At 52.2% G+C, this 14,172-nt stretch carries 12 protein-coding genes; 8 read left to right on the top strand and 4 right to left on the bottom strand.

From position 1 onward, the window contains the following. The first annotated feature begins 21 nt into the window (after positions 1 to 21). Entirely contained in the window at positions 22 to 1,290 is a 1,269-nt protein-coding gene (locus TH19_RS02715) for an amidase family protein (protein WP_114100813.1), read from the top strand. Positions 1,291 to 1,371: 81 nt separating this feature from the next. Here TH19_RS02715 and TH19_RS02710 read toward each other — a convergent pair whose 3' ends face one another. The 3 genes from TH19_RS02710 to TH19_RS02700 form a co-directional block, all read right to left on the bottom strand. Next, complete coding sequence (locus TH19_RS02710) at positions 1,372 to 1,842, bottom strand: Dps family protein (protein ID WP_114100812.1); 471 nt, start codon at positions 1,840 to 1,842, stop codon at positions 1,372 to 1,374. Between the two features lie 173 nt (positions 1,843 to 2,015). Continuing rightward, positions 2,016 to 4,076, bottom strand: coding sequence for an elongation factor G (locus TH19_RS02705; protein ID WP_181846281.1), 2,061 nt, complete (start codon positions 4,074 to 4,076; stop codon positions 2,016 to 2,018). A gap of 844 nt (positions 4,077 to 4,920) precedes the next feature. Next, positions 4,921 to 6,333 carry an adenylate/guanylate cyclase domain-containing protein gene (locus TH19_RS02700; RefSeq protein ID WP_114101202.1) on the bottom strand — a complete coding sequence of 471 codons (1,413 nt, stop codon included), beginning with the start codon at positions 6,331 to 6,333 and terminating at the stop codon, positions 4,921 to 4,923. Positions 6,334 to 6,748: 415 nt separating this feature from the next. On the opposite strand from TH19_RS02700, the gene TH19_RS02695 reads away from it, so the two are divergent. The 7 genes from TH19_RS02695 (at position 6,749) to TH19_RS02665 (ending at position 11,797) form a co-directional block, all read left to right on the top strand. Further along, a complete protein-coding gene (locus tag TH19_RS02695; protein ID WP_114100810.1) occupies positions 6,749 to 8,032 on the top strand; it encodes a tyrosine-type recombinase/integrase in 1,284 nt (427 codons plus the stop codon). Between the two features lie 12 nt (positions 8,033 to 8,044). Then, positions 8,045 to 8,875: a hypothetical protein gene (locus TH19_RS02690; RefSeq protein ID WP_114100809.1), complete on the top strand. Its 831-nt coding sequence runs from the start codon at positions 8,045 to 8,047 to the stop codon at positions 8,873 to 8,875. A 97-nt stretch (positions 8,876 to 8,972) separates the two neighbouring features. After that, complete coding sequence (locus tag TH19_RS23225; RefSeq protein ID WP_114100808.1) at positions 8,973 to 9,158, top strand: helix-turn-helix domain-containing protein; 186 nt, start codon at positions 8,973 to 8,975, stop codon at positions 9,156 to 9,158. 151 nt (positions 9,159 to 9,309) lie between these two features. Beyond that, complete coding sequence (locus TH19_RS02680; protein WP_114100807.1) at positions 9,310 to 9,591, top strand: winged helix domain-containing protein; 282 nt, start codon at positions 9,310 to 9,312, stop codon at positions 9,589 to 9,591. Between the two features lie 63 nt (positions 9,592 to 9,654). Further along, a complete protein-coding gene (locus TH19_RS02675; RefSeq protein ID WP_147250698.1) occupies positions 9,655 to 10,050 on the top strand; it encodes a GntR family transcriptional regulator in 396 nt (131 codons plus the stop codon). 585 nt (positions 10,051 to 10,635) lie between these two features. Continuing rightward, positions 10,636 to 11,343, top strand: coding sequence for a hypothetical protein (locus TH19_RS02670; RefSeq protein ID WP_114100805.1), 708 nt, complete (start codon positions 10,636 to 10,638; stop codon positions 11,341 to 11,343). Between the two features lie 91 nt (positions 11,344 to 11,434). Further along, the gene (locus TH19_RS02665; RefSeq protein ID WP_114100804.1) at positions 11,435 to 11,797 is read left to right on the top strand and encodes a hypothetical protein; all 363 of its coding nucleotides are present in this window, start codon (positions 11,435 to 11,437) and stop codon (positions 11,795 to 11,797) included. 1,264 nt (positions 11,798 to 13,061) lie between these two features. Here the strand turns inward: TH19_RS02665 and TH19_RS02660 are convergent. Then, on the bottom strand, positions 13,062 to 13,994 hold the full coding sequence (locus TH19_RS02660) for a LysR family transcriptional regulator (RefSeq protein ID WP_114100803.1): 933 nt from the start codon (positions 13,992 to 13,994) through the stop codon (positions 13,062 to 13,064). Between the last annotated feature and the right edge of the window lie 178 nt (positions 13,995 to 14,172).

Below are 14,172 nucleotides of genomic sequence, written 5' to 3'. Positions count from 1 at the left end.
AAAGAAGGATGAGGCCGCCAAATGGGTGCGATGATCGACAAGGCACAAGCAGCAATCGACAAGGTAAATGAACTTGGCGATTTGAAGGGCAAAATCTTTACCGAGTTTGACCCGGAGCGGATTTTGGCGGCTGCGGAAAAGGCCGAAGAACTGGCAACTGCCAATCCGGACCTTCCGCTTGCCGGGATGCTGGTTTCGATCAAGGACCTGTATGACGAGGCGGGTATTGCCACCACGGCGGCCTCGAAACTTCTTTTGGATCGCGCACCGGCCGAAACCGATTGTGATGTCGTGCGTCTGGTCAAGGAAGCCGGTGCGATCCCGTTCGGGCGGACAACGCTTAGCGAGTTTGCCTATTCCGGTGTGGGCCTTAACCCGCATTACGGAACGCCCGGCAATGTGTTTGATGCCGATGGTATTCCCGGTGGATCAACATCGGGTGGCGGTTTGACCGTTGCCCATGGTCTGGCCGATATCGCCCTTGGCACGGATACAGGTGGATCGATCCGAATTCCGTCGGCGATCAACGGCCTTTATGGTTTCAAGCCAAGCCGTCTTTGTGTTTCGGGCAAGGGCATTCATCCGCTGGCAAAAAGCTTTGATACGCCGGGGCCGCTTGCCCGTGATCTTCAGACCGCCATCACGGTTTATGAGGTCATGACCGGTGAAACCGTCCCGACCACAGCCCCGGCATCGTTGCGCATTGGTGTGCCGACCAGCGGGTTTGTGGATGGTCTTGATGATCGGGTCAAAGCCGAATTCACAGCGATTTGTGACAAGCTTGAAGCCGCCGGCCATGAATTGGTCGAGGTCGAGCTTGGCTTCATTGCCGAGAACGCCATCCTGAACAAGAAGCTGGTGGCGTTTGAAGCACATGCGATCTATTCGGGTGATTTTGACAAACTTGAAACGGTTGGCGACCCGCGCGTTTTTGCCCGTTTGAAATTTGCCGAAACGCTTTCGAAGGATGACATGATTGCCGCATATGCCAAGCGCGTTGATGTGGTTTCAATGTTCAACGCCGCCATGGCCGATGTGGATGTGATGATCGCACCGACCTTGCCGATGATGGCGCCGAAGATTGCCGAGGTCGAAGCCGACTTTGACAATCTGAATGCACTGATGTTGCGCAATACCGGTTATTTGAACCTTGTTGATGCTTGCGCGATTTCAATGCCGGTTGCGGTGGACGGCGAAACCGTTCCCGCCGCCCTGATGATTGCCGCCCCGCACGGGCAGGATCATGTGGTTTTGAATGCCGCGCGGCAACTTGATCCGTTGTTTGGCTAAGCACCCGATACAGACAAAAAAACGGCCCGGACGTGAATTCCGGGCCGTTTTTGTTTGGTCGGGACGCGTAAATCGTTGTGATCAGCCTTCAAGAAGCGAACGCAGCATCCATGCGGTTTTTTCGTGAACCTGAATGCGGGTGGTCAGAAGATCGGCGGTCGCATCATCGTCAGAGCTGTCGCAAATCGGATAAAGCGAACGCGCGGTTTTGATCACGGTTTCATGGCCGGTCACCAACTGACGGATCATGTCCTTGGCAGCAGGCACACCTTTTTCTTCTTCGATCGAAGACAGTTCCGCATAGGCCGAGAAGCTGGCCGGGGCGAAAGCACCAAGCGAACGGATACGTTCGGCGATTTCGTCAATCGCGGTGGAAAGCTCGGTATATTGTTCTTCGAACATGGTGTGCAGGGTCTGGAACATCGGACCGGTGACGTTCCAGTGGAAGTTATGGGTTTTGAGGTACAGCGCATAAGAATCAGCCAGAACGCGGCCCAGGCCGTCGGCGATTGCAGTGCGGTTCGTCTCGTTAATTCCGATATCAATCTGCATGTGCTATCTCCTTTTATCGGGGATGGGGAACGCCCCGAAGGTTTACTGTGTCTTTCTCTTTAGAAAGACTATGAAACATGCGGAAAATTTACGCCAATCAATAGTTTAATGATTTGCAATAGATCAATTCTATTACAAAAAGTGTGGTTATAGATTTTACCATTCGGGAGGGGCTACTTTCCCGATTTCTGGTGTTGGGCCACCACACTGTCGGCCTGTTTTCCTGCAAGTTCCTGCATGTGTGAATAACGTCTTGTGAAGAAACCTGTTCCCTGCGTCAGTGATCTTAATTCTGTGACCATGTCGGCGGTTTCCGATGTCGGTATCTGGACATCGATTTCATCCCAGCCCTGCCAGCCATCCTTGGCGTTGAAACCAAGAATTTGTCCGCGTCGTGTGCTGACCAGACGCTGGGCCTTGGATGTGAAGTCCGAGGGGATGGAAACGGTGCATTGATCAACCGGTTCAAGCAAAACCGGCCCAGCGTCCTTAAGTGCATCGCCAATCGCGATGCGTCCGGCCATCTGGAAGGCCTGATCGGAACTGTCGACCGTGTGATAGGACCCGTCAACCAGTTTGACCGCCACATCAATCACCGGAAAGCCAAGCGGGCCGGATCGCAATCCGTCGCGCACACCTTTTTCAACAGCCGAGATATATTGACGCGGAATAGCGCCGCCAACGATATGTTCGGAAAACTCAAACCCGTCCCCGCGTCCCTGCGGGCGCAGTTCGATGGCGGCATCTCCGAACTGTCCGTGACCGCCGGTTTGCTTTTTATAGCGTCCGCGTGCGGCGGATGGTTTGCGAATGGTTTCCTGATATCCGGTCAGAACCGGGGTCGTGGCAATTTCCAGATGATAGTGATCATGAAGATGGGCCAGCGCACATTGCAGATGAATGTCGCCCTGTCCGGACAGGACAAGTTGGCCGGTGCTTTCATGATGCCCGAAGGTCAGGGAACGGTCCTGTTCGCAAAGGTGACGAAGTGCTTCGCTGAGTTTGACGTCATCGCCGGGTTTGGTGACTTCAAGCCCGGTTTGATAAAGCGGGGGCAGGGGATCGGGCCACAAACTGTCAATCTGGCCATCGGTGCCGATCAGGGTGCCGGTGCGCAATTTTTCCACCCGTGGCAGACCGACAACCGCGCCGGTGACACCAAGATCGAGTTTTTCATGTTTGTCGGCAATGAGGGTGCAGAGGCTCGAAACCTTGTCAGGGCCAAAGGCATCGCCATTTTTGATCTGTCCGGACAAAACACGGGCAAAACAAAACCGTCCAGCATGTGACAGATGGACGGTTTTAAAAATTTGCAGCACAGATTGGCTGCCATCGGGTTCAATGCCCAAGCGATGGGCGCAAACGTCCGATGTCGGGGCTTCGTGCCGCAGGGCTTTGAGCAAACGGACAATCCCGTGATCCTGTTCGGCCGAGCCAAAGAAAACGGGAACGATCAGGTCCTTGGCCAAATCCTGTTCGAGATTGTCATATATCGTGTCGGCCGCCGGTGCCTGATCTTCGAGGATTTGTTCAAGAAGGGCATCGTCAAAATCGGCAAGGGTTTCAAGCAGTCCCTCGCGGGCTTCGCCTTCGCGGTTGGACAGGCTTGATGGCATCGTAATCAGTTTGGACGGCTGACCTTCCAGATATTGATAGGCGCGTTCCGAGACAATATCGACAAAGCCGGTAATCGCAGCATCATGCCCGTCGCCGTCGCGGATGGGAATTTCGCGCAGGATCAAGGGCCGTTCCGAGATCGATTGCAGGGCATCAATATTGTTCCGCAGACTGATACCGGCATGATCGGTCTTGTTGATGAAAATCAGATGAGGGATGCGGTTGCGATCGAGAAATTTAAGGATTGGCGCAACGGTCATGACCCGCGTCGGATCACAATCCACCACCACAATCGCGACATCGCAGATCATTGCGGCTTCGCGGGCGTCCTGGGCAAAGTCGACAGAGCCGGGGCAATCAATGAAATGCCATTCTTCGCCGAGATAGGTTGTTTGAACCGATGTGAGTTCGGTGCTCATTTCGCGGGCGCGCGATTGGGGATTGTTATCCCCGACGGTATTGTGATCGCGGATGGATCCTTTGCGATGGATGCGCCCGGTGGCAAGAAGCAGGCTTTCAAGCAGGGATGTCTTGCCGCTGGAATAGGGACCAATCAGGGCGGCCACACGCGGCGGATGGGGGGCGGACGAGGATGTTGAACGGGCAGTGCCGGGCATTGGCATCTCCTTGCACAAGAAGACCGTTATCCCATGGAGCCGAGTAAATCTGCCTTCGGTTCCACGCTGTTGCGGCGTTTGCCGCCGGTCTGGACGTTTCGAAGGCCCGGTTTTGTCCGGGGCGTTATTCTGCGACAGGATGCGCGCGGGGTACGTAAGCCCAAAGCCAATTCACGGGACCAGCGACAGGCGCGAAACAGTTTGTGCTGTCGCTGTTGGCAATGCATCCCATCAATAGATCATGGTTGCTATCAATAGTATCAAGGGGTTGGGGTGAATGTGCCCTGATTTGAACATAATTCGCCCCGAAATGGCCCAATCAGGCCTGTTTTCCCGCCTTGTTCTTCGGCAAATTTCATTCTTGTCAGTCGAGGAAATGGCCAGTCCAATCTGTCCCCCCTCACAAGACTGAGCCGATTGTTTTCAGGTTTGTTCCCCCACCTGGAATGCCGCGACTGACAGGTCTCCCCAAGACCATAATGACCCCGAATATGTTGGGGCGGGTTTAACCCGCCCCTTTTTTTTGCGTGCAGCATTGTCGGGGTGCCGTATTTGCCCCAATTCGCCCGCAAATGGTCATTAACGACAGCTTTTTAAGCCCTATTTACATGGCATATTCCTAATTGTCGGAAGCGAAAACATCGATGCAGTGTACTCCCTCACGACGCATCGGGGCCCGATTGAACGTTTTCTCCCCCGTTACGTTCAAACCCCACGGGCAAGGCAGCGCTTCCGATCGGTCTCCCCAAGACCATCTGTCCCCAAGATCCCGGGCGAGCTTATAGCTCCCCGGGTCTTTTTTTGTCCGCCGGTCATGGTATTCCTGCCGATTGGCGCGGAATGTCTATTCGTTGAAATTGCGGGCGATTGTCGTTCCCGCCGCAAGGTCCTGGTCGATGCTTTTGTCGGGGTGGTCGGAACCGTTCCGGTTTCTGGTTATGCCGAAAACCGGTGTCGCAGATTGTCGCCCGCGTACCGTGACTTCGCCTCGTGATATCCAGTCGGGGATATCGTAATGATGGCCGCACGCCTTTACGGTCGCCTCTGATGCCAGAATATAGCTGTTAAATTGCTTGTTCATGGTTTCCAGTCGGGCGGCAATATTGACGTTGTCGCCATGCACCGTCAATGTCAGGCGATTCTCCGAGCCGACTGCGCCGGTCATGATTTCACCAGTATTGATCCCGCAACGGGTTTTAAGTTTTCCTCCGAACCCGTAAATGCGGTTCTCCGAGACATCCTGAATGGCCAGTGCGGTGCGCACCGCACTCAGTGCATGATCGGTATCAGGTGTCACAGCATTAAAGGTTATCAGCATACCATCGCCTTGGTATTGGGTAATGACGCCGCCAAACCGCGAGATCACCGCGTTGGTTTCCGTAAAATACTCGTTAAGCATGGTGGCCAGTTCTTTGGGCGTCAGCGTTTCGGCAATTGACGAGAACCCTTCGATGTCGGTGAACATTACCGTGGCGATCACCGCATCACCGTCGCCGGGTTTAATCTGTTGTTCGGCATGGGTGATGCGGTTGGCAATTTCCGGCGAAACAAAGCGTGACAGATCGCGTGCCGCAATTTCGTCGGTGACGGCCCGAATAAAGGATCGTTTGGCCCGCATGACTGCAATGGCAAGGACCAGTGTTACCAGAACGATTGCAATGATCTTGTCGATCTCGGCCCCGATCAGAATCGCGTTGGAGGTCAGATATGTCACGTAATCGCGGGTGATCATGCTTTTCCCGCCTTCGCTCCAGATGGCGTAAGACGCAAGAACCAGCCATCCCAGCGCGGCTGTGGCCCCGGCAATGAGGATATAGCGAGGATCAAAGCGCAAACTGCGTAACGCAATGAAGATGAAGACATACATCATGGTCGGGGCTTTGAGATAGAAGCTTGCCGGTTGCATGTACTGGATATGGAAACTCCAGATCAAGACAAGCAGCAGACCGATATCGGCGATCACTGACAATGTCAGGAACCAATCGGTCAGTGCATTGCGATAGGCCAGCGCAAGACGTTTGAGCGTGAACAGGTAATAAAGTCCCAGGGCCCATGGCACGGGTTTTATCGCGTCGCTTAGGGATGTACTGGGGGAAATGGCATAGAGACTGGCAAAAATCGTGACGAGCAAGAGCTGTATCCAGCCAATCAGTTTTTCGCTGTCATGTTGTTGTTGGTCGATTGCAGCTTGCACCCGTTCGGGCAGATGGTTTTGTGCTTTGTTGCCAAACAGGAATGCGCCGAGGGTGCTTCTCATGATCTGCAGTTTCCCGGTTATGGTGCGGATTGAACCTGCTTGACCAACGGAAAACGCCAAAGGCGGGGGACGCAGGATCATGCATCGTCAACTATGCCAGCATCGAACAAGTATACATGTCTGCCCGATGGTCTGCATCTGTGTACGGTCAGAGTGCGATCAGAGATGGGAAAAGCGAAAAAAAAGCCGGGCAACAAATGTGCCCGGCAAGTTTATCAGGGAGGCTTCACGTCTGGGAGTGATGAAACATAGCGTTCGAGGCTTCACGTCAAAATTCGCTTTTGTTCGGTTTTAAATAAATATATCATGGCCTTAGTGTTCGTTGTTGTTCGCCGGAAATTGTATGCAATTGCCGCGAAACGGATGCAAATTAGTCCCCAGCTAGTCCCCGGAAACGGGGCAGGAGAGACCGGCCATGCGAAAGCGCCTTACCGACCGTTTCCTTGCGACCCTGAAACCACCGCCTAACGGGCGTCTGGAAGTCACCGACGATTCCGGGGCGGGGCTGGTATTCCGAATGTCGAATGACGGGGCCTGTTCGTGGGCGGTGCGTTATTCCATTGCCGGAAAGCAAAAGCGCGTCACATTGGGCCGTTATGTGCAGGCAGACCCCAAAATCGGCATGACCCTTGCCAGTGCCCGGAAAAAGGCGGCGGAAATCACCGCAAACGCCAAAGAAGGCACCGACCTGCCCGATAAGGAGGCCCGCCAGCGGGCAGAGGCCGAGCAAGCCGCCAAGCGCCCCCAGACGGTCGAGTCCCTCTTGCGCCGCTATGTCGATGCCTATTGCAAGCAAAACCAGCGCAAATGGCTGGAAACCGAACGCATGTTTGAAAATCATGTTTACCCGGTAATCGGGCGATTGCCGCTTTCGGATTTGCGCCGTGCCGATATTGTCGCCCTTCTGGACCATTTGCAGAATGACAAGGGCTTTACCGCGCAAGTGAACCGGGTACGTAGCAATCTGATTGCCGCGTTCAACTGGGCGATTGAACGGGAATATCTTGATGCCAACCCGGCGGCGGCGGTGAAACGGCGCAAGATTGAAAAGCCGCGCAACCGCACCCTTTCGGACGCCGAACTGATTGCAATCTGGAAGGCGGCGGACAAATTGCCCTATCCGTCCGGGCCTTATCTGAAAACGCTTATTCTGACCGGGCAGCGCCGCGATGAAGTCCGGTGCATGACATGGGACGAAATCCGCCACGCCGCACTTGCAGGATGCCGTGACGGGGCGCAAGCGGCGGGCGGTATGGCATGGGTTATCCCCGGCGAACGCAATAAATCCAAGCGTGACCATATCGTGCCGGTTTCCGGCCTGTTTGAAAACCTTCTGGCAGACTTGCCGCGCCTGTCCGATGCCCCCACCGCCCCGGTCTTTACTTCCAACGGGCAAAAGCCCTATGCCGGAACCCGGCGGCTTAAGGAAATCATAGACCGCGAAAGCGGTGTGACCGGCTGGGTGTTTCACGACATCCGCCGGACGGTGCGGACAAATTTTGCCATTCTGGGAGTATCAAGAGAGGTGGCCGAACGGGTGTTGAACCATGCCACCCCGTCACTGGAAGGCACCTATAACACCCATGAATACTGGCCGGAAAAACGCGATGCCTTGCAGCGGTGGGCGGATCGGCTGTCGATGATGCTTGAGGGCGGATCGGACAATGTTGTGCCGTTACGTTCTGGGGCAAGTGTTTGATTGGGACATCAAATGACGAATGATACGCAAGCTGGTAGTAATTTTCTTTACGACGAAACCAGTGCAGAGAATTTTATTAAGCCGACAATGAATATATATGAGGCCTTGCGCTGGATTGCTTTTGGGTTGCCGCCTCTAAAAACGCCAGCGTTGGAAGACATGTTTCTTTATGATGATGTTCTTGCCTGTCGGGAAGAAAAAGCGGGTCCGATTCCTGAATTGGCATCTTTCAAAATGTTCTACGATGAAGAAGCAGAATTGAAAAAAGCGCTTGTTATGGGAAGGCTGGGCGCACGTGGATTAGATGATGCCGACATTGCATGTGACGGTGAGTGGGGGCCTTCAGAAAAAGACTTGATTGATATTGACCAAACATTTTGGGAGTTGTTCGAAGGGTGGAACTATCAGCAACCATACAGCAGAGTAAATTTTGGTTTTTGCGGTTGGTATGGGCATGTCCAGTTCAAAACAGATGCTGTTATTGCACTGTTTCCGATCAGTAGCCGCGTTCATAGAGATTGTGTCAGTGCCGAGAACGATATCTATCAATGCACAACGGTTACAGAAGAAAAAGAAGAGCGCAAAAAACCGGGACGAAAACCCAACATTCCAAAAGATGAAATGTACAAGGCAATTGCAATCTGCGCACTGGCGGGGAAAATTGACACGGATATGAGTGAAGATGCTGCTTCTGCTGCCGTGTTTGATCTTTTGGAAAAAAGTGGAATTTCGAACATCCCAAAAGCTGACACCATTGGGAGAGATTACCTCCGCAAACTGCGTAAGGATGCCAGAATTAAATCAGGGAAAATGCCTGCTGAATCTATTTCCCCGGAAGAATAATCTATTTCCCCTATTTCCCTGACTGGTTTAGGCGATTTTAGTCCGCCAACATGCTTGTGTTGTTGCAATTGTGCGCAGCAAAACAAGAGGTGACTAAATGACATTGCTGTACTCAATTCCAGATTGCTGCCGACTTCTGTCTATTGGCAGAACTACGGTGTACGGATTGCTTCAATCCGGGCAATTGGAAAAGGTTAAGATTGGCCGTAGGACTCTTGTAACCCGGAAATCAGCACTTGCGCTTGCAGGCCTCCTTGAAAATCAGGAGGGCAACGGATGCTGATTGTATGGAAAAGCCCGGCATCGCGGGGAGGCGATGTCCGGGCTAAGGGTCTTTCAATTATTAGACGGGATTACTGTAACGCAGCTTACCCGTTTGCACAATTCCTGTTTCCGCTGGCGGATATAGCCGGGGCAATGCTGGAGGGTGTGAAATGAAACATCCAAAGCAAACAATGCGTTTTCTCTTGCCCGGTGCAGGCTGGGCGCGTGTTGCCAATGGCCGGGTGGCGTGGGCACTTGCGGAATTGCTAAGGGCTGGAAAGCGCGGGGTTACGCCAATAGATAATCCTGGCCCCCGCTGGTCAGCATATATATTTACCCTTCGGACCGAATACGGTCTTGATATCGAGACGGTGAATGAGCCGCACGGTGGCCCTTATCCCGGCACACATGCGCGTTATGTCCTAAAATCCCGTATCGAGGTCGTAGAATGAATGTCTGGCGGTGGGGGCGTAATTGCCCCCGCCACCTTTCCGGTCATGCAGGAGGGTGGCAGAATGGGTAACAGGAAACGCAACAAGCTTTTGCCAAATGGGCGCAATCAGCAAAGCCGTTTTGTGAAGCTGGAGCATTTCGAAATGGACTGCCCTGCCTATCGGGAAATGTCCTTACTGGGCAAAGCGTCATTAATGGAGTTTCGTCGCCGATATGATGGTCGAAATAATGGCGAAATCAGTTTTTCCGTCCGGGAACTTGGCAGTCGTCTGGGATGTGCCGATAACACGGCAAACAAGGCGATTTGGGAATTGCAACGGCTTGGCTGGATCAAGGTAGCAGTCAAAGGCACATTCACGCGCAAAACCCGTCATGCGACAACATGGATTCTGACCAATCAGCCATTGGGGGATGAATTGCCAACCAAAGAATATGCCAGATGGAGACCGGAAAATTAAAACCCGGTATCAGATCTTAATACTGTCGGTCTCACCTGTTGAGACCGGCTGTATTATCTTCCCCGGCAAATAGGCCCTTACGGTCTTAATTTTTAATACCGAAACCACAAAAACCGCTGCTTTGACGGTATCAACTTTTGCGACACATATAGTTTACCATGTGGGGACGCACCGAATTTTTAGAAACGGTATCGCGAGAAGACCGTTGGTCCGATTGTTGGAATTTTTAGAAGCGGTGAAATGGCGGGGGAAGATTTTTCCATAGTCACATGCGAACAAGAGGGCTTTGCGGATAATTTCGTGAAACCGAAAAAAGGGCGGCTATCCGGTTTGCGGGCGAGTTTTTCGTATCCGTAAAAAAAAAGGGCAACAATCCGGGCCTCAAGATTTTTCTGACATCGTTACGCGAGAGGAAAATAGGTTTTCTGGCGGCTCAGAAATCGAACATTGCCCAGCCAGATGGAAATTCGGGTATTAGTTTGTTGTCATGCAGCTTCTACGCGATATGCTGTTGAACAATGTTGAAAGATATTGCTGTGCGCTTCTGTCAGATGAATTTCCGGTAGCGATAAAAAGGGGAACAAAATGAAAATCGCGAAACTGTTAAGCCTCTTCGTGTTGCTTTCTGCTGTGTCGGCGTGTTCCTCCATTAACTACAATTACAGCGGCAAGACAGAACTGTTTTCCGAGCCAGCCATTAACGAAGTACAAGAGGCTTCTGTTGGGGACTACATGCTTAACCAAGGCAGGCGAGTAACGACGGAATTTCTTACGTTATCTCACCTGATCGACGGGGTTGCATACGATATTCCGCCGGGGTCTTATATTCGGATAGGTGACTACAAAGGTAATCCGTATTTCTCTACCACCAACACCAAAGGTCAGAGTGTTGTTTACCTTCCGGGCTTTATCGACCCTCCAATTGCCTTGCACACCAAAAAAGACAACGAAGTATGCGTTACCTCTGTCTCCTATCAGTCTGCATCTTGCTATGACGGACAGATGAGAGTTGAGGAGCTATCTGCAAGAGATAATCAGAGTGTTCAACAAACCTTGATTTACAGTGGTTCGGTTGGAAAAAAGATCAACATATCATATCGGGAATTCAATGACGGGCTTGCCAGAGACGCATTTACCAATGATGTCGAGTACGATATGGGGGAGTCCAATATCATTGGTTACAAGGGCGCTCGCATTGAGGTTCTGGATTACGACAATAGAACCATCAAGTTTAAGGTTTTAAAGCATTTCCGAGACGACTTTTCCTACGAGATAAAACCCAAAACAAAATGAGACTATCTGTTGCGAGGGCGTTAATCCATAGCCGTTGGTAAGCAGCTAAAATAAGTCGAATACTAAATTTCCCGGCGAGCAGAGAGGTGACATGCAAAAGCTCATCTATCTAGTGATTGTCCTTCTGATTGATATCTCGCCTGCATTGGCGGAACCAGTTTCGTTAACTGATTATCTATTGACGATGGATAGGACAGCGGTGCAGTTTTCAGGTCGGATCAAGTACGATAGCCGAGAGCGGGAGTTTACGTTCTATGACAATAATCGCGATCCATTCGGAGTTACGGTCGATGCTGGAAGAGATGACCGGGAGCGAATTGAGGCAGAGTGCGATAATCCTAGCTTCATAGTGTCCTACTCTGAACTGTGCACCATCTCAGGTCGTGGAACCGTCGAAATTAGAGGGTCGCGGGTTTACATCAGCATCGAGAAAATTGATCAATTGAGTAAATAGCTTACGAGCAAAAGCTATTTGTTGCCTAACCTAGAGTGTCTGGTAGGTTTTATTGCCCAATTTTCCTTAGCCGTAAAAAAGGCGCAAGAATCCGGGCAGGAAGAATTTTCCGACATCGTATGTGAGGGCGTGGGACAATTGCCAGCGTGGCGTTAAGCGGCCTGTGTGATTGCCTCGGAAACCATGCCGAGTTTCTGCAAATTAGTCCCCAGATAGTCCCCAGAGGTGGAAACAAGGCAAAAAAAAGCCGGATACATAGAGTATCCGGCAAGTTTATCAGGGAGGCTTCACGTCTGGGAGACGTAGGACCCTTCGCAGGGCCCTGGGTAAGCCGGACAGGGCGTCCGGCTAAGACCGAAATTCGGTCAGGGAGAAAACTCTGTACCGCGGTGCGGTGTGTACCGCTGCGGTTCGAAGAGGAAGATAGCGTTTTTGCCGGGAAAGACCACTGCCAAATTGCTCTTTCAGCCATGCAAAATCTGCATAAATGTTGGGCTGCTGCTAATCATCTGTTAATGCATTGAAAATGAATGATTTTTTAGATGTGAGCCGTTTCACTTGCTTGTGGATTGGGCAGATCTGAAGATTGTTCATTGTGCACAAGCACAAAAAAAAATGCCGGTAGCAGGGGGGCGCTACCGGCAAAGATCAACAGGGAGGCTTACGTCTGGGAGACGTAGGGAATCTTGGGGAAGATTCCTGTGCCGGATTTCGTTCCGGCGGACGGATCATGCGGAGATCAGGGAAGTTGAAGCGATCTCGCTTTCGCGTCTGCTCACAACTTATGATGCAAATATACGGATGCTTATCTTTAATTTAAAATAGAATAACCTCAGACCAACCATGCACTTAATGCATGGCGGAAAAATGTCAGTAATTTTAAGGAATTATGACGAGACGTGCGTCAGGCGCATCGCATTTTCCGTCTATTGGATGGTCTTGGCCGACCATTGGGTAAGCATTTTTGCATGAAACTTTGGATTGGGCTGGCGGCGAGGCGGGTTCTTGGTGCCGTTTGGTTGCGCTGGCGCATTTTAATGCACGACAAAGTGTGTGGTGCATCGAGAAGGAGATTGCTTTGCTGCACAGTGTTAAACGGTGTCCGGGATATCCGGGCGGGGGAGTATGTGCGGTGGTGGGCCGATTCTTTGTTATGCGTCTCCCCCGTAAGACCGGGAGGAGATGGTATATGCATGAGTCGCAATGCAAAACGGCCCGGATGAAACCGGGCCGTTAAAATCAAAACATCTCTTTCGAGGCAGGATTACTTTTCGGCCGCAGGGGCGCCAGTCGCCGCCGCAGCAGCCTTTGACTTTACCTTGGCAATTTCTTCGATCAGGAAGTCACGGAATACCGCGATGCGCTTTGAATGGCGCAGTTCTTCCGGATAGACGAAATAGGCATCGAAGCTTGGCCCTTCGAGTTCCGGCAGGATGCGCACCAGATTGCTGTTGGTTGGCAACAGGTAATCTGGCAGAGCCGAAATACCAAGCCCGGACTCGGTCGCACGGAAGATGCCGTAAATATTGTTCAGCTTCAAAATCGGGCGCATGTCCGGTCGGAACTGCTGAGCGGTGGCCATCATCCAGTTGACGTTTGATACCGGCGGACGGGCATCTGCCCCATAGATGATCAGTCGGTGATCTTTGAGGTCTTCCGGTGTCTTGGGCATGCCGTACTGCTTGATATATTCCGGCGATGCGAAGACGTGATAGCGCAGTGTCATCAACTGACGCTGTACGAGATCGGCCTGACGGGGCGGCTGCATACGAATGGCGACATCGGCCTCGCGCATGGCAAGATCGAGTTCCTCGTCATTGAGAACCAGCGACAATTCGATTTCGGGATAACGTTCAAGGAAGTCATTGATGCGCGGGGTCAGCCAGGTTGAACCAAAGGCAACCGTGGTGGTGACTTTCAGCGGGCCGCTTGGGCGTTCCTTGGATTCCCGAATGCGGGCCTCGGCCATGGAAAGTTTGGCAAAGACATCATGGGCGGTGCGATACAGAAGTTCACCCTGTTCGGTCAGGATAAGACCGCGTGCATGGCGGTGAAACAGCGGAACTTTGACACTTTCTTCAAGCGCACTGATCTGCCGACTTACGGCCGATTGGCTCAGATTAAGGTTTTCCCCTGCGTGAGTGAAGCTCCCGGCTTCCGCAACAGCGTGAAATACACGCAGCTTGTCCCAGTCCATAGACCCGCTCCTAGATGTCACTGCCGCACGTTTCTGCGCCAGTCCCCTGATAATACTTCTCTTCTTTTAGGGGTAATTTGGTTTCAACACTGTTAAGCGCCTCACACAAACGACCCTGCCGCATGATTGGGTGGAGTCCCAAATAACCAATATGAGGCCTGTAGCTTTTTCTGCAAGC

The sequence above is a fragment of the Thalassospira profundimaris genome, assembly GCF_003326675.1.
Taxonomy (GTDB): domain Bacteria; phylum Pseudomonadota; class Alphaproteobacteria; order Rhodospirillales; family Thalassospiraceae; genus Thalassospira; species Thalassospira aquimaris.
Note: the sequence above shows the minus strand (reverse complement) of the source record. Positions and strands in the feature narration are given on the sequence as shown.